Consider the following 24,339-nt stretch of genomic DNA (forward strand, 5'->3'; position numbering starts at 1 on the left):
CAAAAGAACAGCACATGAAAACGAAATACATCGATTGAAGACGATATTATATATCAAATTTAGATCAACACCGTTTTTTTATAAGAAACAATATCAATATTAAAATAAGCATTTGAAATATATGAATTTTAAGATAAATAAAACACTAGAAGAATCGAGTCTTTTTCACTATGATAAAAATGATGACAATTAAAATTTACCTCGTATATGAATGCTCTCTCCTTCACCCAGTCTGAACATACCCGCGCAGAAGTTTTGCGCTTTATTGAACGATCCTTAAACTCAGCGTCATGGGCAGCCAATACTCAAGCGATCAGCCATTTAAAGCAAACGACAGCTGAACATATTTTATTCCAACATCCGATACTGACACGGCTGCATCAATGCCAACTAAGCATTGAACAACTGAAATTTATTCATCTGAATTATTTTACCGCCATTGTTAAAATTTTCACTGATGCTTTGAGTATGGCTATGTATCAAGCGCTGCAACTTGAGCGCGACAGCAATATCTTGGAACAAGACCGCATTGCAGCCAAGATATATGCACGTTATTTGTTGTCACTAAATCTTCTAGATGAATTGGGTTTTAATACCCACCAACTTGAGAAAAGCTCGCCCTCTAAATCGCATTTGGTCTATTTCCTTCAACTGATGCAGCAACTTGAACTCAATGCCACCGATCAAAAACAGACCGAGCCTGAAGCATTTGCAATCTCACAATTTATTCAAGAACATATTCATTCTTATGCAGACTTGCTGCTTATTTTGGCTTGTACTGAATTACAAGTGATTAAGTTTAGTGAAGCACTCAGAACTAATCTCGCAGCCTATCATCCTTTATTTACCCAAGGCTACTATGCATGTCATGGCCTTGCAGAAACATGTGATACAACCCTTGCTAACGATGACAATCATGAAGACGATATTTGGGTGCTATTCACACAATGCTATAAACCTGAACAGGCTCTGTATTTCCAGCAACTTCAAACTGAATATTTAAGTCTATGGAATAATTTTTGGAGCAAGATGAATTTGGTATTAAGCTAAACTTTAATCTAAATTTCGTCCAACATGACATATTAAAGCTTGGAAAAATCATTCAATTCATACATGAAAAGTCATGCTGGAATAAGTATTGAAGTCAATAACATTGTGTGAAAAGTCTTCTCAACGCTTAATTTAAAGTTTCAACCGCACTTTTTTTATAAAAATAATCTTCTGGATAAGGATCTTGACCTTTTAAATTTTTTCTATAATCCATAACACTGATGTTGATTCCATCATTAATTAAATAATCATTATAAAAATCCTGCTCTTTAGGATCATCAAAACCTAGTTTTTCAAATATTTGCTCTGATAAAGTTCCAAAATTTTCATATGATTTCCTATAACCAAAATAATTTACAAAAGCCATCAATGGAATACAGATAAAAATACTTATAAGTATCCACATTATTAAATATAGAAAAGAATCCCAAGAATAATTAAAATCAAAGATATAAAAAAGTAAAAGCATTATTGACATCCCACCCCAACAAATTAAAGTAAAATAATAGGTTTGCATAATAATCGCTTTATAGCCTTTTTTTACTGAACGACCCATTTCATAGATCATATACAATAAGCCTGATTTAGGATCAAGAATGGCATAGACCTGATAACGTCCATCTACAGGCTTGTCATTAATTACAGCGATCAGTTCATCATTTTCGTTAAAACGAGCCGTCGTAAATTGCCCGAGTAAAGAATGTCCATATATTTCCCCTGTAAACGTGATGCCATCTTTAGCTTTACCTGCCATCACTAGGATAGGGGCACTGGTAAGTAACGAACTACTTTCAGCCAGTACACAAGCAAAAGCAGTACCAGTTGCGATTCCTCCCACATTTTGATTTACTGGTATTTTGGATTTGGCTTTTTCTAAAGAATGGATTGGGCCTTCTACCAGTTTTAGGTTTAATTGTAGGCCAGTCATTATTCTTTAACTTTTTTCTTATCAAAATAATCTTCTGGATAAGGGTCATGACCTTTTAACTTATTACGATATTTCATTACACTAATCTGAACACCATCATCAGTTAAAAAATCATTATAAAAATCCTGCTCTTTAGGGTGTTCAAAACCTAGTTTTTCAAATATCTGCTCTGATAATGCTCCGAAATTTTCATATGACTTCCTATAGCCAAAATAATTAACAAAACCAGAAATTTCTACAGAAACAAATAAAGAAATTCCCACAATCTCTAGAAAGTATAAAATGGTGTTCATAGAATAGGAAAAATTAAAAATAAAATAAAATAAAATAAAATAAAATAAAATAAAATAAAATAAAATAAAGAGAAAACCCCATGATAACAATGTAAAATAGTAAGTCTGCATAATAATGGCTTTATAGCCCATTTTTATTGAACGACCCATTTCATAGATCATATATAATAAGCCTGATTTAGGATCAATAATGGCATAGACCTGATAACGTCCATCTACAGGTTTGTCATTAATTACCGCTATCAGTTCATCATTTTCGTTAAAACGAGCCATCGTAAATTGCCCGAGTAAAGAATGTCCATATATTTCCCCTGTAAACGTGATGCCATCTTTAGCTTTACCTGCCAACACTAGTATAGGAGCACTGGTAAGCAACGAACTACTTTCAGCCAGTACACCAGCAAAAGCGGTGCCAGTTGCGATTCCTCCCACATTTTGATTTACGGGTATTTTGGATTTGGCTTTTTCTAAAGAATGGATCCGGCCTTCTACCAGTTTTAGGTTTAATTGTAGACCAGTCATCATTCACTAACTTTTTTCTTATCAAAATAATCTTCTGGATAAGGGTCTGGGCCTTTTAAATTTTTTCGATATTCCATGACACTAGCATGCATACCATCCATATCAAGTAAACTTTTTTGGAAAAAGTCCTGACTTTTAGGGTTTTCAAAACCTAACTTATCAAAAATTCTTTCTGATATTTTTGATAATGAGATTATAGAGTTTCCAATTGTAATATAACCTAGCATAAATACAGTGGAAAAAATAAAGCAGCTTAAAAATATTATTCCACCATATCTAATATAATCTCCGCCACCACCATCTAAAAAGTTTAAAAAGAGAAAAAGAAAAGAAAAGAAAAGAAAAAGAAAAAGAAAAAGAAAAAAAATTGACTTTATAGTACTTACATATAAATTCTTTAATGATCGCCCCATCTCATACATCATATAAAGCAACCCTGTCTTTGGATCAAGTACAGAATATGCCAGGTGCCTTCCTTGCTCTTTCTCTTCACTTATTACCCAAATAAGCGAATCACTTTCTTTAAATTTAACAGTAGTAAATTGTCCTATAATTCTTACGCCATCTACTTCTCCAATAAATGTTTTAGCATCTACCCCTTTTGCTGCCATCATCAAGACTGGTGCGTTAGTCATCAATGTACTACTAGCAGCCAAAGTACCTAATATTGCTGATCCAGCGGCTTGAACTTTAAGGTTCTTTAGTGGATGAATCTTAGATTCTTCGATTTTAAGATTCCTTATCTTGCCTTTAATGACTAGTACATCTTCCATATCAAATACTCACTATAGCTTTGCTAAATGCATTTTCTTCTTCTTCGAGAGATTTATACTTATTAGCTTCAAAACCAAATATCGACTTTTCACACCATTTTTGAAGTTCATTATCTAAATAATAATTTCTGAAAATAATCTCTAAGACAGTTAAACCCATACCAATCCAGTTAAACATAGCTGCACCACGTATAAAATTAACAAGTAGTAATTTACTAACTAAAGCATTTTTACTAGCTATTTCAATCATTGTTGATCTTAAAATTGGTAATTGAATTAACATCCCAAAACTAACTGCAAGCATCCCTAAAGATGGAATCAACTTAGATGCAAGTAAGGCAATTAACCAACCATTTTTATCTCCTAAATATTCTTTACTTAATGCAGTAGTATCAGCAATAAAACCAAATGTAGCACCACCAACTGCAAACCATGCACCAAAGCGTTTAATTTGGTTAGCTTTTTCTTCAAAACTTAATGCTGTTATCCCTCCACCAGCAACATCTAAAACGGCTGCGGAAGATGCCAATAATCCAGCTGTTACTTTAAAACCATTTTCCCAATTTTTATCACCTGCAAAAAGGCCCGCTTGTGTTCCTAAATTCATTAACTCAAATAAAGCAACAATAGCCGAAATTCTCAGCGCTACACTAGCAGGAGATTTACTTAGAATTTCTTTAATTTTTTGTGCAGCGGTATTCTGCCCTGCATTTTTCCAGCGCCTTTGAATCTCAGTTGTATTCAGCTGAGCCCCTGCATTTGTCATTTTTAAATCTATATTATAGAGCAATGACCACTTTGGCACCCTGTCTGTTAATAGCGAGCTATGTGCATAAGCTATAAATGAGACGCGCGCAAGACTTTTTGCAATCAACGGGTTTACGTTATATTGCAGACTCCACTTAGTCACACTTCTAGTAATTTCTGAAATCCAGAGCAAGGATTTGGCTGGGTTATACCATTTTAGATTATTAACTTTATTGTTTGGATCAGCTAACCATTGCTCCCAAAGCTGATCAGCACTTACAAATGCAGCAATTAAGCTTTTTAAACTGGATTGTGTCTGATCCCAAGTTAAAGAGATAATCTCCGAGCTTTTTGCATTATATTGATCAATTAAATTTTTTTGGTTATAGGTGACAGCCCGCATATATAGATTATCGTCAGAAATTTTTGCAACCCCCAACCATTTTTCCATTAATGCTTGCCCCTCATCACAGCCTGTCATTCCATCCATTACAGCTAAAGCATGTATATGAAACAATGCACCATATTCTTTTAAAATTGTTTGGTCATAAATATAAAATGCATTTAATAAATGATTAGATTTCAGCCACTTAATATGATCACTTGCATAAGTTTGAGCAAGTGTAATACCCTCATTAGTTAGCTTTTTTACTTCTTTATCAAAATCTTTTTTAGCATCCCAATTAATTTTTGGAGAATATTTAGTTTCCCATGTTAGTTTAGCTTCAGCTTTAGATTGGGTTATGATTTTTTCTTTTAAATTTTGCTCGCCCTCTGCAAATTTTTTATTCCGTTGCTGAAGAAATTTATCTTTTTCAGCAGCAGGCGCACGATCCCAAATTTCTTGGACCTTACTTAAATATTCTCTTTGATCCATCGAACCAAATTTTGGCATTTTATCTCTGGCATATTCTAATTTTTCATTTAGATCAACAACTTGACTTCGGGCGCTTAATTGCTGATTGATTAGCTTATTCTCAACAACCATTTTAATACTATCTACGAGCTGAGAAGATTGCAGTCGGTGCTCGTTGCTAATCTTTTCTTCATTTTTAGCTAGATATTTTGTTAATTTACCAAACTGACTATTACGACCCTCGTTCAACTTTTTCGTAATACCAACTGGATCATACAATGCCATACAAGCAAGTGACTTTGGTTCATTTTTAAATTTATTCAGCGTTGCATCAATACGGTTTTCACCAAAACTCTTTATATTATAAACCGTGGTTTTAAACTGACCTGCTGCAATACAATGTTCTTGTGTATTTCCAGCACTGATTAAAACTTTCTGCCATTTCCCTTCGGTTACGAACTTCTCTGCATTTTTTTCATATTCACTCAGCTTTGCCTTACTCATAGGTACATGTGTATGAATAATATAAGCGACCTTTGCTTCATCTTTAGGATTACTTTCTACCGAAATCACAGATGAGTTAAAGTTATGTCCAGCACCTTTGCAGGCAAACTCAGGAACACTTTTAGGGGCTGCTTTACCAACAGGGAAATAAGACAAATGTCCTTTCGGTGTAACTAAATAACCAGCCCATTCCAAAGCACCCGATGCTCGCTTTACTAAACGGTATATATATCCAGTATCAATCATCTCAACTGCATATTTAAAATGACTCAGCTGAATGTCTTTAACATTTTTCCCTAATGTTGCTGGTAACGCAGGTGCATTACCTCTAACCACGGTATAACGTAAAGGGAGAATATTAAAACCCGTTTTACGACAAAAAGAACACTCTTTTTGTGATTGACCTGGACTATTATTTTGTACATTTGCAGGAGTAGACTGCTTTACGGACTTAGCAATATTGCTTGTTTTTATTCTGTTATTCACCTTTTCAGCATTTGTTTTATTACTCATACTCCCAACAGACTCAGCTTTTCCTGGAACTAAAATCTTGGCTTGCTTTTGTTTTTGCTGCTGAATCATCTCATTGAATTTAGAGTTGCTAGCATTTGGTGTTTTCAAATTCGTTTGTTGATTTGTTGTCATATCACACCCTATACATTTAAATCTTTTTGAATAACTAAATACAACTCTGAATCCAGATAATCCATTGCATCTGTAAATGAAAGCTCACCCTGCACACAATGCGTATAAAGGATATCGGTAACCACAGGATGAGTCATAAAATCTTGATGAATGATTTGCCCATATAAACCATAAGTCACGAGGTCTAAATTATTCTCTAACCCATAATGATTATGAGCTTGTAATAATGTTTTATGGATATTTACTGGATTTAATTGTGAAATATCTACTTCATTAAAATCATTAAGTTGCTGAAAAACACTATTTGATAATTCAACTAAATCCAATGCTATTGATTCAGCTTTATTTAAAGAACGCAGAGGTAGTTTTTCAATCTGAGTCCATTCTTCACTAGATTCGATGCTATAAAATCCTGTGGGATGTAAGAAATGCCATACTTCAAAGTTATCCGCTAAACTCACTAAGTTTTTTTCTTCTAAAATGTCATTTAAATAGATCAATACTCGTGGATCATACCAACGGAATAAAATTTTTCTTCCTTGATCCGACACTACCAGTTTATTTCTTATCTGATCCCTTAACTCTTCAAGTGATTCTATTTTTGTTGTACCAAAACCATGTACAAAGTAGCTGTCATTTGCAATGTCTTTATTGCGGATTAAGTTCTGTAATAAATCATCTTTTACTTGTTCGAAAACTTTATGATCATCAATACAGATCAGAAAAAGATCAGATGTCACCATATCTTTTTTGATCGCCAAAGGAATATATGCAATATTCTTTTTTGCTAAAGCATTTACGACATCATCAAAAATGGATGGGTTAAGCGTACTATCCAATAAAAAGATCAGATGTCCATATTGATTTAAAAGTTTTAAACACTGCTGTTCTAATGGAATACAGCCATCCTGTTCAAGATCATTTCGAATGGCTGTAAAAATCGATAAACTCATGATAAGTCTACCTTTGCTGAACCATTTTGAGCTGCCTGTGTCTGTTTCGCAGAACAATCTGGTAAATCAATTGCAGGGACATTCACCGATGCCCCACCCATAAACAAATGCTGCCCTGCCTTTACCTCAAACTTACCACCAGTCACAGGAAAAATACCCGAACCATCCAGCTTAATCTGAGAACCTCCCGCAGTAATCACAATCTCTTTCGGACTGCTGATCTCAATACGATCTTCAGTCGAAATAATCTGGATGCCTTGTTTTGCTAATAAGTCCATTCCATCAGCCTGTGCCAACATCTCAAACTTACCTTTGGCAGCAACTTGCTTGATCCCACCTTGCGCGGCAAACAAACTGGCTTTACCACTGACATGGGCAATCAAATTCTTTTGCGTACTTAGATTTATGCTATCACCCGCAAACTGGTTGATCTGTCCATCAGCAGATAAATGAATATCTTCATTGGTACTTAGACCAATGCCTGCTGGCGAACTCAATAACAGCATCGCCTTGTTAAACTTAGCAATATCAGCTTCAATTTCATCAGCAAACGCTTTCAATTGTTCAACGGATTCAATTTCATCGGTCTGCTGGTTTTTGGCAACTTCGCTCAGTGCCTTGGCGTTGTTTTGATTGCCTTCCAACTGCTGTTTAGCAGGTTGTGCATCAAGATGTGTACCAACAGCTTGATCTTGTTTATGGCTACTGAGCAGTAACCCCTCACCTGCTCGAATCGCGCCCCATTGATCTGTTCGAAGCTCAAAGCCTTCTCCTCGCCCCTCACTCGTCTCTGTTTCTTTGGGGTGGCTGAGGTTGCCGAGGTTCAACTGAGTTGTCCCATGACTACTTTGTAGTTGAGTCGAGATTTGACCCGTAGTGTCATCGAAGCGGAGCTGGTTATAGCCCTCCCCCCCTACTTCTTTAGAGCGAATCCCAGCTAGTTTCTTGGTCTCTGGCAATTGCCCCTTCTGATCAAATTTCGTTGGACTGCGCTGCGCTTCATGAATCCGTCCAACCACAAAGGGACGGTCAAGATTGCCATCAAAGAAATCAATCACCACGATTTCACCAATGCGCGGTAGAAAGCGTGCGCCATAGCCCTCACCCGCCCATGGGGTCAAGACATCAACCCATGCCGAGTCTGTATCATTGTCATTGGCGCCTGCACCGCCATCATGGCTGTGGTCATCGTTGCGGGTAAACAGGAAGCGAACTTTGATCCGCCCCCATTCATCCACATGAATTTCTTCGCCACTTGGTCCCACGACTTTGGCGCGCTGTGGGTGTGTGGCTGGTCGGTGCTCTATTGGGTTATACGCTGGAACGGTCGTGATGTGACGACGCTGTAAACTCAAGTGGTTGGCTTGGCGTTCGCTTGGCACTGCACTGGTTTTGAGTGACCATTGGCTTTGTTTCAGTAAATGTTGAATTTGCTCACTCAAATCTTTGGGCAAGTTGTTTTGATTATAAAAAGTCTTGGTAGTGATCAGAAATTCTTTGTCTGCATCACTGTGTTGATCCAGTTCAGGATGTTCATGTAACTCAAACCAATACCCTACTTGGGCATCACGTACGGTGCTCTGTGCAGTGAATTGTTTTGCCTGTTGGTTGTAGACATGACTCAGGGTTTGATTGAGTTTTTCAATTTGGCTGTTTGATGCTGCGGTCGCCTGATCTTCTCCATTTAAATCTTGCATCCATGCAGGGCTAATATGCCACGCTTGTTCTAGGCTGAGGCTAGCATTGTCTTGTTGTGTACTGTGTTGATGCTGGCTTTGGACTGAACCTGCGCCTTCTTCTTGACTCAGGTGATCGGCTTGCCAACGTTGGATATGGACTGCAGTGGGTTGCAGGCTGCGCTGTGCACTCAGACTGATGATGCTGTCCTGTTGTTCGGTGGCACTAGAACGATGAAAACGAATCTGTCGACGCTTTAAAGCTTGGAACTGACTGTTGTTATCCAAGAGTCTCAGTTTTTGGGCTTGAATCGGATGACGAGTATGAGGGACATAGAGTTCAGCTTCATCAATCAGCCAGTTGATGCCTTCACTGCGCCAAAGCCGTGTTAGAAAGTCATAATCGGTTTCATTTGACTGCATGATGAAGGGACGAACATCGGTCTCTGTATTTAAACCAGAAAGATCAAGACTGAGGCTAGCAGCAAATAGCGGACTTTTACTCTGCCATTCCTTAAAGAGTATTTCACTGACATCTCGCACACTTTTATTCATAAACACTCGGCTATTGCGACGTTTATGCCAAAGTGCCGTTGCGTCTTCTAAGCGAAGTTTATACAGGGTCAGTGCACCATCACTTTGTCCTTGTTCGGCTTGGGTGATAATCCCTGTACTGCGAAATAATGTGCCTTGGTCTGTGACCTGATCGACCGCGACTTGTACCCCGATAAATTGTTTGAGTGGAATCAGGGCATTGGTTGAGAGGCAGATCAATTCAACATTTAAACCTTGGTTTAATGCATGAGTGCCTTCAATATGCTGCAAAAAGATGTCATGAGTTAATGCAGCAGGTGAAAATTGTGCATGAATGGCACGCTTTTGTGCACTTAGCCCCAATTGCTCAAGCACTTGAGTGATTGTATTTATCATCGTCTATATTTTTAAAAAGTAAGTTTCAGTCATCATTAATCGCAAATAGCGATCATAAATTAGGCGCCATTATAGCTAGATCAATCCGACAAATGAGCAGAGTTTTATTCTTATTATGTAAACAACAAAATGCTCCGAGCAACTGCGGAGCATTTTTATGGAAAATAATTTCACTTTGATTAAAAAATTTAGCGTTTTTCTTAATTCTCGAGCTGTAATCTACGCTCAGATAATGCTTTGCTCACCACTTGATAGCCCGCAGTCATACCTAAAGTCGCCATAATGCCTGCCACGATTATGTCTGGCCACAAACTGCCTGTACCAAAAACACCTATTGCAGCAAAAATAACTGCCACATTCCCAATCGCATCATTTCGACTACAAAGCCAGACCGATTGCATATTAGAGTCACCTTCTCTAAAGGCATATAAAATGACGGCACAAACCACATTCGCGAGCAAAGCAATCACACCAATCACCCCCATGGTCATAGCTTCAGGAGGAATTCCCAAAGCATAGGCATAAATCACTTTACCAATCACCACCAAGCCAAACAACGCCATGGTCATGCCTTTGAGCAGTGCCACTGTCGCCCGCCAATATAAACTCGCACCAAGCACCGCTAGGGAAATACCATAGTTGACTGCATCACCAAAGAAATCTAAAGAATCAGCCCATAAGGATGACGAATGTGCATAAGCTCCACCAATAAGCTCCACCACGAACATAGCTAAATTGATAAATAAGGCTATCCACAATGCCGTTCTAAACTTACTATTTGGCTTTTGCGGTGCGGGTGCACAACTGCAAGAAGAACATGCCATATACACAACCTCTATTCAGACCTAATCATTTTCTATTATGATTAAAAACTATGGAGTTGCTCTAAGGTCAAGCAAAATGAATCAACAAAACTCATCTCCTGTTTATTTGATGAAAGACTTAGTCCATAAAACAGGATTAAGTGCCGATACCATTCGTTTCTATGAAAAAAAGCATTTATTAGAGCCTTCTTTTCGCGGGGACAATAACTATCGCTATTATCAAGATGATGCACTTAAACGACTCATCTTTATTAAACGTTGCCGCGCGCTGGATATCTCACTCAAAGAAATTGAATACCTGATTGAACTGGAACAAAAACCTCAACAAGACTGTAGTGCTGTCAATCAACTGATCGATGAGCATTTAAAACAAGTCGAACAAAAAATCATTGAATTGCAAAAATTTCAGATACAACTACAACAACTTCGGCAGTCTTGCGCAACCCAATCAACCATTGATGATTGTCAAATTTTAAGGCATCTTGAAGCAGGGTTAGATGCATAAAACACATCAACGCAGAATTTAGAATATGGGTATTACTCGGTTTTGCTATCTATTTACCCGAGCCTTACATAGTCAATGCAGAATTTTTATATTTATTTTCTTTAATTTTTTAATAAATTCACAAATAAAAAATCTAGCTTCACAGCAAATCTAATAAAAATGATCCCTAATTATTTCGGATAAAAGGCCACAAAGAACTCTAGCTTTTTGATGATTAGAACCTCAAGTAAGTTTTATATAACCGATCTTTTACTTTATAAAACAAGGATATTTAAATTTACTTCTATCCTTAGCTACATAAAACCATAGATCCAGATAATTTATAATTGAGCACTCAAGTCCAGCGTTTGAACGTGTGATTTTCGCGTCTATCCCCGCTTAAATTCCGAGTTGTTTACTAGGTTGAATCTATTTTTTAAAGCCCTACAATAAACCCATATTTTTTTTATGCCTTAGTTTAATCATGAGCATTCATCACGTTACTGAACTTCTTTCTCCTGCAGGTTCGCTTAAAAATATGCGTTATGCATTTGCCTATGGTGCAGATGCAGTCTATGCCGGACAACCTCGTTACAGTTTACGTGTGCGCAATAATGAATTTGACCATGACAATCTGGCTATCGGCATTCAAGAAGCGCATGGCTTAGGCAAAAAGTTTTATGTGGTCGTCAACATTCAACCCCATAACTCAAAGCTCAAAAACTTTATTCGTGACCTCACACCTGTAGTTGCAATGCAACCAGATGCCCTGATCATGTCAGATCCAGGGCTGATTATGATGGTACGCGAGCATTTTCCAGACATGGATGTGCATCTTTCGGTTCAGGCAAATGCTGTCAACTGGGCTACTGTGAAGTTTTGGAAAAATATGGGACTGACTCGTGTCATTTTGTCCCGTGAATTATCCATTGATGAAATTGAAGAAATTAAGCAGCAAGTGCCTGACATGGAAATTGAAGTTTTTGTGCATGGCGCGCTATGCATGGCGTACTCTGGACGTTGTATGCTTTCAGGCTATATGAATAAACGTGATGCCAATCAAGGAGCATGTACCAATGCCTGCCGTTGGGAATACAAAGTTCATGAGACTACGCAAGATGAAAATGGTGATGTAATCCCAGTCCAGAATCTGAAGACAGACTCCAATTGCTGTTCAAGCTCTGATGCTGATGAACTGCATATGCAAGCACAACATCAGTTCGATGAACCCGTATTACTACAACGTCATGATGAAGACATGTTTGCTGCTGAAGAAGACGAACATGGTACTTACTTTATGAACTCAAAAGACTTGCGCGCGGTGCAGCATGTTGAACGCTTAACCCAAATGGGCATCCATTCTTTAAAAATTGAAGGACGTACCAAGTCTTATTTTTACTGTGCGCGTACAGCGCAAATTTATCGCAAAGCCATAGATGATGCTCTCGCAGGTAAACCTTTCGATGCCTCACTCATGACACAACTCGAAGGTCTGGCGAATCGTGGTTATACCGAAGGTTTCTTACGTCGCCACGTACATAGCGAATATCAAAACTATGAAAATGGTTCATCCAGTTTTGACCATCAACAATACTGCGGTGAAATTTTGGAACGCAATGGCGATTATTTGAAAGTCGATGTCAAAAACCGTTTTGTAGTGGGCGATGTGCTCGAACTCATGACCACTTCAGGCAACGTCACTTTTAAACTAACAGAAATCCTCGATAAAAAAGGTAATCCAATACTTGAAGCGAAAGGTTCAGGGCATGTGGTTGAAATACCTGTTCCTGCTGATGTCGATATGCGCTATGCCCTGCTCATTCGTAATTTACCGCATTCAAGTGCCGACATTTCAGCGCCTGCATTGGCCTATGTTGCAAGCTGACAGGGGATAATGTTATGGCATTACAAATAACGGATGCTTGTATTAACTGTGATATGTGTCTTCCCGAATGTCCCAATACCGCTATTTTTGAAGGTGATAAAATTTATGAAATAGATGTCAGCCGTTGCACCGAATGTGTTGGTTTTTATAACACCCAAACCTGTGTCAATGTTTGCCCAATTGCCTGTATCGAGCCACATCCAGAACACGTTGAAACACAGCAACAATTGTTAGAAAAATTTAAAGGATTGAACTTATTTAGCGTCTAACCTTGGGGAAAGTAGAAAAGAAACCGAGTACTGACCACACTCAGAGTTTCAAAACAAAAACTGGGCAAAGAATAACAATAAACAACAACTAAATGAAAAAGCCAAAGTGACTGGGGAGCACTTTGGCTTTTTCTTTGTAGAAGATATTTGCTTTAAACGAAAAAAAAGGAACTGAGCTGTTAGTGACTCAGTTCCTATCAAGGGTAAAACCAAAGATCAGCGATACAACATAAAGGGAAAAAGCCAACGTATATTTTGGGAGAGCGTTGGCTTTTTCATTTCACACTTACAGCCCAGAACGAATAATATAATCAAAAGCAGACAGAGCTGCTTTCGCGCCTTCACCTGTGGCAATGATGATTTGCTTGTATGGCACAGTCGTACAGTCACCTGCGGCAAATACACCTTTGACATTGGTTTCGTTGCGATCGTTAATCACAATCTCACCACGGTTTGAAAGCTCAACCGTTGTTTCTTTTAAGAAATCGGTGTTTGGCAATAAACCAATTTGCACAAAGATTCCTGCAAGCTCAACCGTATGTTCTACATCAGTTGCACGGTCTTTATATTTCAATGCCGTCACTTGCTTACCATCACCCACAACTTCAGTTGAGAGTGCGTTCAGGATCACTGTGGTATTAGGCAAGCTATGCAATTTGTCTTGCAACACTTGGTCAGCACGTAGTTTGGTATCAAACTCAACCAAAGTCACATGTTCTACAATCCCAGCAAGATCAATCGCGGCTTCGACACCTGAGTTCCCTCCGCCTATTACTGCTACACGTTTGCCTTTAAACAGTGGGCCATCACAGTGTGGGCAGTAGGCAACACCGCGGGTACGGTATTCTGCTTCGCCCGGCACATTCATTTCTCTCCAACGTGCACCTGTTGAAAGGATGACTGTTTTAGATTCAAGCTTCGCACCATTTTCTAAAGTGACTTCAACCAAGCCATTCGCTGTCTCATCTGCACCTTTGATGTTAGAAACACGTTGTAAGTTCATGATGTCCACACCGTACTCACGTACATGTGCTTCCATTTCAGCAGCAAACTTCGGCCCTTGGGTCTTTTGAATTGAGGTATAGTTTTCAATGTCCATGGTATCCATGACTTGACCACCCATACGTTCAGCCACAATCCCTGTTTTAATGCCTTTACGTGCAGCATAAATGGCAGAGGTATTTCCTGCAGGACCACCACCAATCACTAAAACATCAAAAGCAGCTTTGGCATTGAGTTTTTCAGCTTCTTTGGTAGCGGAATTGGTATCCAGTTTGGCAATAATTTCTTCCAAGGTCATACGGCCTTGACCAATATGGTTGTTGTCTTGGAACACCATCGGTACAGCCATGATTTTGCGTTCTTCAACTTCGTCTTGGAAGAATGCACCATCAATCATAGTTGCTGTCGTGCCTGGATTGTAAATGGCAATCAGATTTAAGGCTTGCACCACGTCTGGGCAGTTATGACAGCTTAAAGAGACAAATACATCAAAGTCAGACTGGATGCCTAAACCTTTGATTGAAGCTAAAACTTCATCCGATACTTTGGGTGCATAACCTGAGGTTTGTAACAATGCCAAGATCAAAGAGGTAAACTCATGCCCCATTGGTAAACCCGCAAAGAAGACACGCGGCTCTTCACCGGCCTTTGCCACACCAAAGCTCGGTGCACGTGCGTTTTGACCATCAAAACGTGCAGTCACCAGTGGAGACAGTGCTGCAACCTCTTCAACCAATTCTTTGATTTTGTCTGATTTCTCAGTACCGTTCAAAGTCGCAACCAATTCAATCGGACCTTCTAGGCGTTCAAGAAGTGTTTTTAATTGAGCTGAAGTATTTTGATCTAACATTGTTAAGCTCTCCAAAGCAGTCTATAAATTTATTTGATAGAAGAATCATAGAGTAAATCTAAAAATAGATAAAACAGTTTGTTTTTATTTTAATAATCGGTTTTATAGATTTAAAGATATTCATCATAATAAAGTCCCGCTACCCCGCAGGACTTTTTACGAAGTCAAAGCTTAAGATTCACTTTGCATCCGCTGTTCAATTCTGAGGGTTCTGGCCTTTAACTGACGCGTCAAACCAAACAACACAGTGCTTAGTACCGCCATCAGTAGCATCAAGATAAGCGAAAAGAATTGCATAACCTTCGTGAACTGCGCTGCTTGCTGAACTTGTTTTTCTACACTTGCAGCCATCGGCGTGAGTGTTTTGCCATAGAGTTGATGCTGCATCGCCCATAACTGTTCAGGCTTAAACCCATATTCAATAAAATGTGAATCGGTTTTTTCTGCTTGGACCAGAGCAAGCACATGCGGAATTGCTGCATTTTTATCGACAGGTTGGTGTAACAATGCCGTCTGCGCAAGCAAATAATGTTTTACAGGCATTTGTATTTGTGACTGCTGCATATACTGTGCTATTTCACTTTGCTGAATGTTTTTATCGTAGTGTACGATTTGCTGAAAAGCCTCGCTTTCATCATCTTTTAAATCATATTGCACATAAGTCAGCCCAGACCAAAGCAGAATAAAGGCAATCAGCCATGCCACAAACTTCAGTATAAAAGATTGAAAACGTACATAGAAAAAATGAATTTTCCGTGCATAGTGCACTAGTATGAATGCCCCAATAAAAGACACCATGATCTTGAGCACAAGCCAACCAAACCACGACAGCAAATTCAGAAAATAATCTGGCTGATGTCCAAGTGATGCGAGATTCTCATCGACACTCATGGGCATATGAAGTTGCTGTATTTCAGTGCTCAGTCCAAAAAAGCTATAGACAAAATCAGGTTGTAGAAAATAGCTAATGCTGGAAGCAATAAACAAGGCGGCACTCAACATACACCATAAACTCAGTTTACGTTGACGTTGTTTGAGTGCAACCACGCCTTGTTCAATGTGTTGAGGCTGAACAACATACTCATCTAAGGAAGGCAAATACTTCTCCTCTATCGACCACCCAACTCGGCATTAAGATGGTGTCGTACGATTAGAACTCGAGTCTAAAACCAATTGATTCAAATTGTCCTGCAAACTACGCAAACGTGTGGTTGCTTCAGCACGTTTCTGCATCCCTTCTTTTTGTATTTGAATCACATCATTTACTGTTTTAATGAGGGTGTTTTGTACATGTTCAAGCGTCTCAATATCAATCACTGAACGTTGATTGGCTTTTGCTGTATCTACTGAGTTTTGATGTAACAAATCGGCATTACGCTTCAATAAGTCATTGGTCGCATCATCAATGGTATTGGCCAACTGCACACTATTCTTCTGCTCATTTAAAGAAATCGCCAAACTAATTTGATTTTTCCATGCAGGCAATGTGATGTTTTTAATCGCATAAAACTTATCGACCAACATCAAATTATTAGACTGAATAATACGAATCATCGGTAATGTTTGCATGGCTGATTGTTGTAAAACCTGCAAATCACTCACACGTTTTTCCAAATTATTGGCTAAATGATTGAGGTCGTAAACTCTCTGTGTCGTGGTTTGGTCTTGCCCCTGTGCAGTCAGTGTTGAGATTTCCTGCTGAATTTCATCCTGTTTCAACTTACCTGCTGCGATATAGACACCGAGCTGTTTATATTCACTTTGTACACCATGAAACATCCGATCGAGCGTATCAACACGTGCTTTTAAACCAGACTGCGATTTTTCAATTTCTTTCACCAAAGTATCTATCTGTTCTTTGGTGGTATTAAAGTGCATATCAATATTATTCTTTGCGCCTTTAATTTTGCTCATCAAGCCACCGAAGAAACCTGAATTTTTCTTTTTATTTAAGATACTTGAGGTATTGAGCTGTTGTGCGACTTGTACCACCTGATTCAGCTTTTGCCCTGTTTCATCAAGGTCCTTGTTTTGCACCAAATTTAACAATTCATCGGTATATCCAGAGGTTTGTGTCGCAATATTTTTACCATACTCCGCCACGGCGTTATGGTTGATTTCTGCCAACTCTTTCCGCGCTGCCAAGACTGCATTGAAGTCATCTTGTTGCAAGCCAATTTCTTGCAAATTTAACTGTTGAAACTTCTGTTCAATCACTTCAGTGGTTGGCTCTACCACAAGGCTGTTTTGTTCTGAGTTGGTCATAATTCACCTAATCTATTTCTTAAAGTGTTGGTTTCTGTAGTGATTTTTTTAAGGTATGAATCAATTTTTCACGGCTATTATCGAGCTTTTCCAGTTCAATTGTCGAGCTTGATTGCTGCGATTGTTTGACATGATATTGCCATGCTGGGATCAAGACCTGTTGTGCCTCTTTATATCGGTCTAACAAACTCAGTGAAAGCTGCTGTGACAACTGCATTTGCGTAATCGCAATATCATTACTGCTTTGCAAAGTCTGCAAGCTGTTTATTTTCTTGGATAAACGTTCTGCAAAATTATCTAAAGGATGTGCATTCTTCACAAATTTAGGATATTCCATTAAAAATGCTTCAGCCGCAGATATATATTTGGCCATTTGCTCACGTAAGCCTGTTAACTGCTGATAGCGCGCTTGCGACTTTTGAATTTCGATTTGCAATTTTTGGCTGAGATGATTGGCTCGATCCAGCAGCTGATCCAGTTTTTTATAGTATTCAACTTGGGCCGAACCATATTCAACATCAATCCCGAGCCACTTTTGCAGCCCATTAAATTTTCGCTTCTTCAGATATTTTTTTGAGTCAGCCAGTGACTGGATCAGTTGCTCAATGGTCTGACTCAACTGTAAAGTGAGCTGCGGGTCCACTCCATTTAACAGCACAGACTGCGCTTGAATGACACCATCTGCATAATGATTGAGACGATATTGATCGTTCAGCAACGGAACCAAATCATTACGCTGGATACTTAAAAGTTCATCTGAATTGACTAGTATATCCCTTAAAGGAACAAGAACGTCAATTTGTGCCATAGTGCTTTAACCCAATAAAGAAATTGAATAAAATCATTTTTATAGTACAGCTTTTATGTCAAATAACATGTAGATTTTTGCAAAAATGCTGTGACATCTTTTGTGCCGTAGAAATTATCACGAAGGTTATATCTGTTATTAAGTACTCTATTCGTACTAGGACCCAAACCTATTGAGTAGAAATAAAAGATCCAATCAATACATACTCTGTTTTTATCTTCTATGGAGTTACAATCCTTTATGAAACAAAACGCATATTTGAAGTCATAAAAAAGCCATGATCAACATGGCTTTAAAATGAGGTGTTTCGATATTATAAATAATCGCCTTCACGCTCAGGTTGATAAACCACTTTTTCAATTTTGACTTTCATCATTTGACCATCTGGCTGCGGCCATTCAATTTCTTGACCTTCAGCTAAGCCAAGAATTGCTGCACCAATTGGGGCTACAACATTAACCTGTCCTTTCTCGCCTTTAAAATCATGCGGATAAACCAAGGTAATTTCAGATGCTTCTGTAGATGGCGCAATGGTCAGTAAAACTTTTGCATTCATCGTTACCACATTGGCAGGCATATCTTGTGGAGCAACAACATCGGCGCGTGCCAATTCTTCTTCAAGCAACTGCATGGTCGGTGTAAGTTTAGGCTGATGTTCTAACATCGTTTCTAAACGATGAAGATCCTGCTCAGAAATGATAATTGCTGGGTTTGCCATGTGCTGCATTCCTATTTGAATACGGTATGAATAAAATTCTTATTAAAAATAATTTATTAGCCTATAACTTCTGTTATATCAGAAATGCAGTCTAAATTACATTTCAACTGATTTTGATTTTTTAATGCTATAAAAAAAGCCCCCTTGAGGGGGCTTTCTCAAGTCAGAACTTAGTTTGCGTAAACAGGAAATTTCGCACAAACAGCTTCAACTTTCGCTTTAACAGCGTTAATCACAGCTTCATCACCTTTACTGTCTAGGATATCAGCGATCCAACCAGCAAGTTCACGTACTTCAGCTTCGCCGAAACCACGAGTCGTCACAGCTGGTGTACCAATACGGATACCAGAAGTCACAAATGGTGAGCGCGGGTCATTTGGTACAGCATTTTTGTTCACAGTAATATGAGCTGCACCTAACCATGCATCTGCTTCTTTACCTGTTACATCTTGCTTAATAAGAGATAACAAGAACAAGTGGTTTTCTGTACCGCCAGAAACGATGTCATAACCACGAGCAATGAGAACTTCAGCCATTGCTTGAGCGTTCTTCACCACTTGTTGTTGGTAAACTTTGTATTCAGGAGCCATTGCTTCTTTAAAGCAAATCGCTTTAGCCGCTACCGCATGAACCAATGGACCACCTTGGTTGCCAGGGAATACAGCTGATTGTAATTTTTTCTCAATTTCTTCGTTTGCTTTCGCAAGGATTAAACCTGAACGTGGGCCACGAAGTGTTTTGTGTGTAGTGGTTGTTGTTACGTCAGCAATCTGAACTGGGCTTGGGTAAACACCAGCAGCAACTAGACCAGCAACGTGAGCCATATCTACAAATAGGTAAGCGCCAACTTTATCCGCGATGTCACGGAAACGCTGCCAATCTACAATTTGGCTATAAGCAGAGAAACCAGCTACGATCATACGTGGCTTGTGCTCAACTGCTAAACGCTCAACTTCTTCGTAATCAATTTCGCCAGTTTCAGGGTTTAAACCGTACTGAATTGCGTTGTATGTTTTACCAGAAAAACTTACTTTAGCACCGTGAGTCAAGTGACCACCGTGAGCCAAACTCATACCCAAAACAGTGTCGCCTGGGTTAAGAAGAGCTAAGTAAACAGCAGAGTTTGCTTGTGAACCTGCATGTGGTTGAACGTTTGCGTAATCTGCACCGAAAAGCTCTTTAGCACGGTCAATCGCTAATTGTTCAATCACGTCTACATATTCACAACCGCCGTAGTAGCGTTTGCCTGGGTAGCCTTCAGCATATTTGTTTGTAAGTTTTGAACCTTGCGCTTCCATTACTGCTGGAGAGCAATAGTTTTCAGAAGCAATCAGTTCGATGTGCGCTTCTTGGCGAGCATCTTCATTTGTGATTGCTTGCGCGATTTCTGGATCAAATTCAGCAATTGAGATATTGGCAAACATTAGCGAGGTCCTATGAAATTAGGGCTTTTAAGCCGTGCTAAGATTGGCGCGTATTGTAGCATGAAGTTTATAAAGTTCGAGAACGAACTTTACGCAGTTTTAAATAAAAAATCGCTCATGAAGCAGAACTCCATGAGCGATTTGAGTCAAAGCAAATTACTGAATTGGCATGAGAGTTTTGACATCGGTCACAAAATTATCCAAATTACGAGTATAAACAGTCGTATGATTCCATTTATCAACTGGAGCAAGTAGTCCATCATTTTTGTAAGTAATGACTGTCCCCGCTGGGGCAGTATTTACTAATAAATCCGTAACCGTTCTAGGCACAGTCTCATCAAATGATCCTTGATAAATAATGATTGGAGTACTTATCTTCTTTTTCAAAGGCTGAGAACCATTTGCCAGAAAATCTTTTACTTCCGGAATATTGGTCATAAACCCAGTTTGGGTACGTGGATATCCCTCTATTGTTCCAAAAATGTCTGCGTAATCGACCATTGGGGCACGAAAAGTACCTCCTAATAGCGTATAACATAGAGACTCAGCTTGTCTCGCAATATCATCTGTTGGAATTTCAAAGACTTCACTATAGCGTAATGCTGGGTAAGGATTTCTTAATCCTGCTGTAATTAAAGCAGTAAAAGTATCTAATGGCGCAAGAATATTAATTTTTTTCGTTAGATCCGTTTCCGTAGCAGCTTGCTGCTCACCACCTGTGAGGATTAAACTCAGGTTGGATGCTGGTGCAATCGCAATAGCGCCTTTGTAATCGAGCTGTGCTCTTGATGCATTCTCAGCAGCACCTAATGCGGCATGTCCCCCTTGAGAATGGCCAATAACAGTCCACCGTTTCTCCGCTGTATTCCCTAAATTTTTACTCGCGGCAACAACTGCGTCTGTGATCGAATAAGCCTCACTTTTCAGATTTAAAAATGGATGTAACTCACGACCTCCAGGTTCACCTAAACCTTCATAATCTGGAGCAACCACGGCGTAACCTGCTGCAAGTAACTTTGCAATTAAGAATTCGTTTCCACCTAAACCTTGCTGACTCGGGGCACATTGATCAGCAACACCTGTAGTTCCATGCGCCCATGCAACTATCGGCCAACCGCCTGATGGAATTGGTCCTTTAGGTTTAAAGACTAAAGCTGTTGCTTGCGTTTCACTTCCATTGACCCCGCGCATTAAATAGGTCATCAATGTTTTAGAATTACTCACACTATCCAACACAACATTAGCGTTAGTATCTACATCGGTATAAGCCTCTACTCTAACCACTGGATTAACAATATTATTTTTAGGAATCCCGTCATCTACGATAACAGAAGTTGAATCGCCATCCCCTCCTCCACAGGCTGTTAAAACAAGCATAGAACTACTGACGAACACGGCCAATATATGTTTTTTCATCTTAAAATTCCTTTATGACATTTTTTCTTGTTGTAACGATTCAAATCACTTGAATACATTAATGATTTACGCCTCAAAATGACGCATGGCAAGACCAGTTACGAGAATGATACAAAGTGAACATTGTCTGCAAATGCGCACTCACCATGGTTATAAAAACAGGTCATTGGGAGTTCAAAATAAATCCTGATCCTACAACTGAATTGAGGCAGTGAGCTCTTCTCTAGTCTTTGTTTGAACCAAATCCCAAAGAATTATTTTAATTTTAGGCCTGATTGCAACTTTTAAACCCGCCTAAATAAATCGACAAGTAGTTTCCAACTTTTCCCTTGCTTAATAAAGCCTGATCTCTAATCACCTAGCTTCACCAGATGATTTAAACACCATCACCGCACAAAATCAGCGAATAAAACACAAATCTGGCAGTCATAGGCTGTCTTGATAGTCTTGAAAATGATAAATTTATTCAGCTTTTAATTTTCGGATATGCACATGCAAGCCATTATTCTCGACACAGAAACCCATACCCTAAATGGTCAACCCATTGAGATTGCATATGCACCGATTGAAATTGCAAATGGCAAATTAAGCCTAGACAAAAGCCAAGTATTTGATCAGCTCTATACCGTCGATGAACCAATCTCATTCGCAGCGATGGCTGTGCATCATATTTTAGAGTCAGACCTCGTTGGGAAGCCTCACTATACGACCTTTAAACTACCTGCAGAAACGCAATACATCATTGGTCATAATATTGATTATGATATTCGTGCTATCGAAAAATGTGGTGTCGATACTTCTCATATTAAAGCGATTTGTACACTCGCTCTTGCACGTTTGGTCTGGCCTGATGCTGAAGCCCACAATATTTCGGCACTCATTTATATGATTGCAAAAGGCAGTGAAAAAGCCCGTGAAATGATTAAAAAAGCTCATCGTGCCGATATGGATATTATTTTAACGGCCAATATTTTAATGCATGTGGTTCATCAATTAAAAATAAACAGCATGGAACAATTATTTGCTGTCTCTGAAGATGCTCGTATTCCGCGAGTCATTAATTTTGGCAAACATCGCGGAACAGCGATTGCTGAACTCCCTGCTGACTATATTCAGTGGTTAATGCGTCAAGATGAACTCGATCCTTACTTACGCAAAGCTTTAGAAAATACGAGCATTAAAACGCTCTAAAATGTATTGTCATAAATTCTTAATATTGTTGTAATTTTCACCCTGTATGTTCAGCCTTAATTTATTTGTTCGGGGGAGTAAATTAAGGTATGAATCATTATCAAAAGACAGCATTGGGTTTAGATGCTTTACAACAACGTCATATCCCACTCAATGCGCGTCAAAGACGACTATTGGTTTTAATTGGTACAGAAGATTTTGAACAATTGGCTGACCAGTTCAAACAACGCATCGCAACGCCTGAAATCCTCGGACAATTAATTGAATTGGGTTTAATTCATTCCACACAAACAGCTCACGTCTCTAGCCCAATAGAGCCTCTATCCAAATCTCAACCACCTGCCTCACTACTAGAAAATAGTCAAAATAGCGTCAATCCAATAGATTTAAACAGCAAAGCGCAGACTCCTGCACCACCTGCTCCTACACAAAGCCCAGCCCCACCACTTAAAGCTTATAGCTTTGAAGAAACACGCGATTTGATGATGAGCTTATTACAACGTTATTGTGGCTTAATGGCAAAACAACTCATTCTTCAAATTCAATCGGCGACAGACTTACACAGTCTCAAACGCTGCCAAATGCAATGGATTACGACGTTACAGGAAAGTCGAATAGAACCCACAGCACTCAATCAACACTTACAACAGATCAATCATTCACTGTTGCGTTTGCAAGCAGCTTAAAGAAATAAATTCAATGGATAATTGAGTCTTTTTCGGTCTTAGTTAAGATTTAAAGACTACGAGTTTGATTAGCAATCTATTGTTTTATTATTCAGGCAAAAAATCCTAATGTCTTTCATCGACTTTTCAGACTTTGGCACAATGGTTACTCGAACCATTTATCAAACAGCTTGATAAATAATAACTATGTGTGAAGTGATATCCTAATTTCACTTTAGGATCTTCAATATAATCGCACAAAAATTTATCCCTTATATTCTTCGATGGCCTAACTTAACTCGATATAGATCGCCCATAAAAAAAAGCCCATGTAAAGATGGGCTTTTTTCAATAGGGTTAATCAACAACTCGGTATATATTTTCCGTTTGTCGACTTTCAAATAACAGTTCAATACTAGGCAGAATCACTTCACCATCAACAACGATATGTTCAATTCGTTTAAACAAATCCAAACGTTCTGCTTCGGAGTTTTCAGGTACTTGTCTTAACTGGGCCTTCACATTATACGTTTGACTGTACTGGTCCTTTACCTTTACATCTACAAGCTGAGTCATAGTCATTTTCCTTTTCTTTTTTAGCTCTGCTTAATCTTATAGCACAAGTTTTTTCCAACACCGCCCCTTGAGTTGTTAGAATTTA

At 38.8% G+C, this 24,339-nt stretch carries 21 protein-coding genes; 6 read left to right on the forward strand and 15 right to left on the reverse strand.

Going from position 1 to position 24,339, the window contains the following annotated elements; all coding sequences use genetic code 11:
• The first annotated feature begins 207 nt into the window (after window positions 1–207).
• On the forward strand, window positions 208–1,050 hold the full coding sequence (locus F946_RS11420) for a hypothetical protein (protein ID WP_004982414.1): 843 nt from the start codon (window positions 208–210) through the stop codon (window positions 1,048–1,050).
• Window positions 1,051–1,177: 127 nt separating this feature from the next.
• Here the strand turns inward: F946_RS11420 and F946_RS11425 are convergent, their stop codons facing one another.
• The 7 genes from F946_RS11425 to F946_RS11455 form a co-directional block, all read right to left on the reverse strand.
• The gene (locus F946_RS11425) at window positions 1,178–1,978 is read right to left on the reverse strand and encodes a putative type VI secretion system effector (RefSeq protein ID WP_004982421.1); all 801 of its coding nucleotides are present in this window, start codon (window positions 1,976–1,978) and stop codon (window positions 1,178–1,180) included.
• Window positions 1,978–2,793 (reverse strand): putative type VI secretion system effector, encoded by an 816-nt coding sequence (locus F946_RS11430; RefSeq protein WP_171065418.1) that lies wholly within the window; start codon window positions 2,791–2,793, stop codon window positions 1,978–1,980. Before F946_RS11430 ends, F946_RS11425 begins: the two co-directional genes overlap by 1 nt.
• On the reverse strand, window positions 2,793–3,566 hold the full coding sequence (locus F946_RS11435) for a putative type VI secretion system effector (RefSeq protein ID WP_004982426.1): 774 nt from the start codon (window positions 3,564–3,566) through the stop codon (window positions 2,793–2,795). The genes F946_RS11430 and F946_RS11435 overlap by 1 nt, the downstream gene beginning before the upstream one ends.
• A gap of 1 nt (window position 3,567) precedes the next feature.
• Complete coding sequence (locus F946_RS11440; protein ID WP_004982427.1) at window positions 3,568–6,318, reverse strand: T6SS effector BTH_I2691 family protein; 2,751 nt, start codon at window positions 6,316–6,318, stop codon at window positions 3,568–3,570.
• Between the two features lie 8 nt (window positions 6,319–6,326).
• Entirely contained in the window at window positions 6,327–7,271 is a 945-nt protein-coding gene (locus F946_RS11445) for a DUF4123 domain-containing protein (protein ID WP_004982429.1), read from the reverse strand.
• Window positions 7,268–9,877, reverse strand: coding sequence for a type VI secretion system Vgr family protein (locus tag F946_RS11450; RefSeq protein ID WP_004982431.1), 2,610 nt, complete (start codon window positions 9,875–9,877; stop codon window positions 7,268–7,270). Before F946_RS11450 ends, F946_RS11445 begins: the two co-directional genes overlap by 4 nt.
• A 200-nt stretch (window positions 9,878–10,077) precedes the next feature.
• On the reverse strand, window positions 10,078–10,701 hold the full coding sequence (locus F946_RS11455) for a cation efflux transmembrane domain-containing protein (RefSeq protein WP_004696060.1): 624 nt from the start codon (window positions 10,699–10,701) through the stop codon (window positions 10,078–10,080).
• A gap of 76 nt (window positions 10,702–10,777) precedes the next feature.
• Between F946_RS11455 and F946_RS11460 the strand changes: the two genes are divergently transcribed.
• The 3 genes from F946_RS11460 (at window position 10,778) to F946_RS11470 (ending at window position 13,339) form a co-directional block, all read left to right on the forward strand.
• Window positions 10,778–11,206 (forward strand): Cd(II)/Pb(II)-responsive transcriptional regulator, encoded by a 429-nt coding sequence (locus F946_RS11460; protein ID WP_004982435.1) that lies wholly within the window; start codon window positions 10,778–10,780, stop codon window positions 11,204–11,206.
• A gap of 463 nt (window positions 11,207–11,669) precedes the next feature.
• Window positions 11,670–13,070 (forward strand): prephenate-dependent tRNA uridine(34) hydroxylase TrhP, encoded by a 1,401-nt coding sequence (gene trhP, locus F946_RS11465; protein ID WP_004982443.1) that lies wholly within the window; start codon window positions 11,670–11,672, stop codon window positions 13,068–13,070.
• A 14-nt stretch (window positions 13,071–13,084) separates the two neighbouring features.
• Entirely contained in the window at window positions 13,085–13,339 is a 255-nt protein-coding gene (locus F946_RS11470) for a YfhL family 4Fe-4S dicluster ferredoxin (RefSeq protein WP_004982444.1), read from the forward strand.
• A gap of 286 nt (window positions 13,340–13,625) precedes the next feature.
• Here F946_RS11470 and ahpF read toward each other — a convergent pair whose 3' ends face one another.
• The 7 genes from ahpF to F946_RS11505 form a co-directional block, all read right to left on the reverse strand.
• Window positions 13,626–15,191, reverse strand: coding sequence for an alkyl hydroperoxide reductase subunit F (gene ahpF, locus F946_RS11475; RefSeq protein WP_004982446.1), 1,566 nt, complete (start codon window positions 15,189–15,191; stop codon window positions 13,626–13,628).
• Between the two features lie 171 nt (window positions 15,192–15,362).
• Window positions 15,363–16,289 (reverse strand): hypothetical protein, encoded by a 927-nt coding sequence (locus tag F946_RS11480; protein ID WP_004982449.1) that lies wholly within the window; start codon window positions 16,287–16,289, stop codon window positions 15,363–15,365.
• Window positions 16,290–16,322: 33 nt separating this feature from the next.
• On the reverse strand, window positions 16,323–17,456 hold the full coding sequence (locus F946_RS11485; RefSeq protein WP_004982450.1) for a toxic anion resistance protein: 1,134 nt from the start codon (window positions 17,454–17,456) through the stop codon (window positions 16,323–16,325).
• Window positions 17,457–17,475: 19 nt separating this feature from the next.
• Window positions 17,476–18,264, reverse strand: a complete 789-nt coding sequence (locus F946_RS11490) for a hypothetical protein (RefSeq protein ID WP_004982453.1) — start codon at window positions 18,262–18,264, stop codon at window positions 17,476–17,478.
• A gap of 313 nt (window positions 18,265–18,577) precedes the next feature.
• A complete protein-coding gene (gene rnk / locus F946_RS11495) occupies window positions 18,578–18,982 on the reverse strand; it encodes a nucleoside diphosphate kinase regulator (RefSeq protein ID WP_004696044.1) in 405 nt (134 codons plus the stop codon).
• A 170-nt stretch (window positions 18,983–19,152) separates the two neighbouring features.
• On the reverse strand, window positions 19,153–20,406 hold the full coding sequence (gene glyA / locus F946_RS11500; RefSeq protein WP_004982454.1) for a serine hydroxymethyltransferase: 1,254 nt from the start codon (window positions 20,404–20,406) through the stop codon (window positions 19,153–19,155).
• A gap of 156 nt (window positions 20,407–20,562) precedes the next feature.
• Complete coding sequence (locus F946_RS11505) at window positions 20,563–21,822, reverse strand: alpha/beta hydrolase (protein WP_004982456.1); 1,260 nt, start codon at window positions 21,820–21,822, stop codon at window positions 20,563–20,565.
• Window positions 21,823–22,314: 492 nt separating this feature from the next.
• Here F946_RS11505 and F946_RS11510 point away from each other — a divergent pair, with 492 nt between their 5' ends.
• Together F946_RS11510 and F946_RS11515 are read left to right on the forward strand one after the other, a co-directional pair.
• Window positions 22,315–23,013, forward strand: coding sequence for an exonuclease domain-containing protein (locus tag F946_RS11510; RefSeq protein WP_004982458.1), 699 nt, complete (start codon window positions 22,315–22,317; stop codon window positions 23,011–23,013).
• Between the two features lie 89 nt (window positions 23,014–23,102).
• Window positions 23,103–23,699 (forward strand): hypothetical protein, encoded by a 597-nt coding sequence (locus F946_RS11515; RefSeq protein WP_004982459.1) that lies wholly within the window; start codon window positions 23,103–23,105, stop codon window positions 23,697–23,699.
• A 336-nt stretch (window positions 23,700–24,035) separates the two neighbouring features.
• On the opposite strand, the gene F946_RS11520 is transcribed toward F946_RS11515, so the two are convergent.
• Window positions 24,036–24,254 (reverse strand): hypothetical protein, encoded by a 219-nt coding sequence (locus F946_RS11520; RefSeq protein ID WP_004696033.1) that lies wholly within the window; start codon window positions 24,252–24,254, stop codon window positions 24,036–24,038.
• Between the last annotated feature and the right edge of the window lie 85 nt (window positions 24,255–24,339).

It is taken from the genome of Acinetobacter johnsonii ANC 3681 (assembly GCF_000368805.1).
Classification (GTDB): domain Bacteria; phylum Pseudomonadota; class Gammaproteobacteria; order Pseudomonadales; family Moraxellaceae; genus Acinetobacter; species Acinetobacter johnsonii.

What these genes read in the sequence shown, in the direction of transcription:
- F946_RS11420 (WP_004982414.1), top strand. Translation starts at nt 208, where the DNA reads ATGAATGCTCTCTCCTTCACCCAGTCTGAACATACCCGCGCAGAAGTT.
- F946_RS11425 (WP_004982421.1), bottom strand. Translation starts at nt 1,978, where the DNA reads ATGACTGGCCTACAATTAAACCTAAAACTGGTAGAAGGCCCAATCCAT.
- F946_RS11430 (WP_171065418.1), bottom strand. Translation starts at nt 2,793, where the DNA reads ATGACTGGTCTACAATTAAACCTAAAACTGGTAGAAGGCCGGATCCAT.
- F946_RS11435 (WP_004982426.1), bottom strand. Translation starts at nt 3,566, where the DNA reads ATGGAAGATGTACTAGTCATTAAAGGCAAGATAAGGAATCTTAAAATC.
- F946_RS11440 (WP_004982427.1), bottom strand. Translation starts at nt 6,318, where the DNA reads ATGACAACAAATCAACAAACGAATTTGAAAACACCAAATGCTAGCAAC.
- F946_RS11445 (WP_004982429.1), bottom strand. Translation starts at nt 7,271, where the DNA reads ATGAGTTTATCGATTTTTACAGCCATTCGAAATGATCTTGAACAGGAT.
- F946_RS11450 (WP_004982431.1), bottom strand. Translation starts at nt 9,877, where the DNA reads ATGATAAATACAATCACTCAAGTGCTTGAGCAATTGGGGCTAAGTGCA.
- F946_RS11455 (WP_004696060.1), bottom strand. Translation starts at nt 10,701, where the DNA reads ATGGCATGTTCTTCTTGCAGTTGTGCACCCGCACCGCAAAAGCCAAAT.
- F946_RS11460 (WP_004982435.1), top strand. Translation starts at nt 10,778, where the DNA reads ATGAATCAACAAAACTCATCTCCTGTTTATTTGATGAAAGACTTAGTC.
- trhP (WP_004982443.1), top strand. Translation starts at nt 11,670, where the DNA reads ATGAGCATTCATCACGTTACTGAACTTCTTTCTCCTGCAGGTTCGCTT.
- F946_RS11470 (WP_004982444.1), top strand. Translation starts at nt 13,085, where the DNA reads ATGGCATTACAAATAACGGATGCTTGTATTAACTGTGATATGTGTCTT.
- ahpF (WP_004982446.1), bottom strand. Translation starts at nt 15,191, where the DNA reads ATGTTAGATCAAAATACTTCAGCTCAATTAAAAACACTTCTTGAACGC.
- F946_RS11485 (WP_004982450.1), bottom strand. Translation starts at nt 17,456, where the DNA reads ATGACCAACTCAGAACAAAACAGCCTTGTGGTAGAGCCAACCACTGAA.
- F946_RS11490 (WP_004982453.1), bottom strand. Translation starts at nt 18,264, where the DNA reads ATGGCACAAATTGACGTTCTTGTTCCTTTAAGGGATATACTAGTCAAT.
- rnk (WP_004696044.1), bottom strand. Translation starts at nt 18,982, where the DNA reads ATGGCAAACCCAGCAATTATCATTTCTGAGCAGGATCTTCATCGTTTA.
- glyA (WP_004982454.1), bottom strand. Translation starts at nt 20,406, where the DNA reads ATGTTTGCCAATATCTCAATTGCTGAATTTGATCCAGAAATCGCGCAA.
- F946_RS11505 (WP_004982456.1), bottom strand. Translation starts at nt 21,822, where the DNA reads ATGAAAAAACATATATTGGCCGTGTTCGTCAGTAGTTCTATGCTTGTT.
- F946_RS11510 (WP_004982458.1), top strand. Translation starts at nt 22,315, where the DNA reads ATGCAAGCCATTATTCTCGACACAGAAACCCATACCCTAAATGGTCAA.
- F946_RS11515 (WP_004982459.1), top strand. Translation starts at nt 23,103, where the DNA reads ATGAATCATTATCAAAAGACAGCATTGGGTTTAGATGCTTTACAACAA.
- F946_RS11520 (WP_004696033.1), bottom strand. Translation starts at nt 24,254, where the DNA reads ATGACTCAGCTTGTAGATGTAAAGGTAAAGGACCAGTACAGTCAAACG.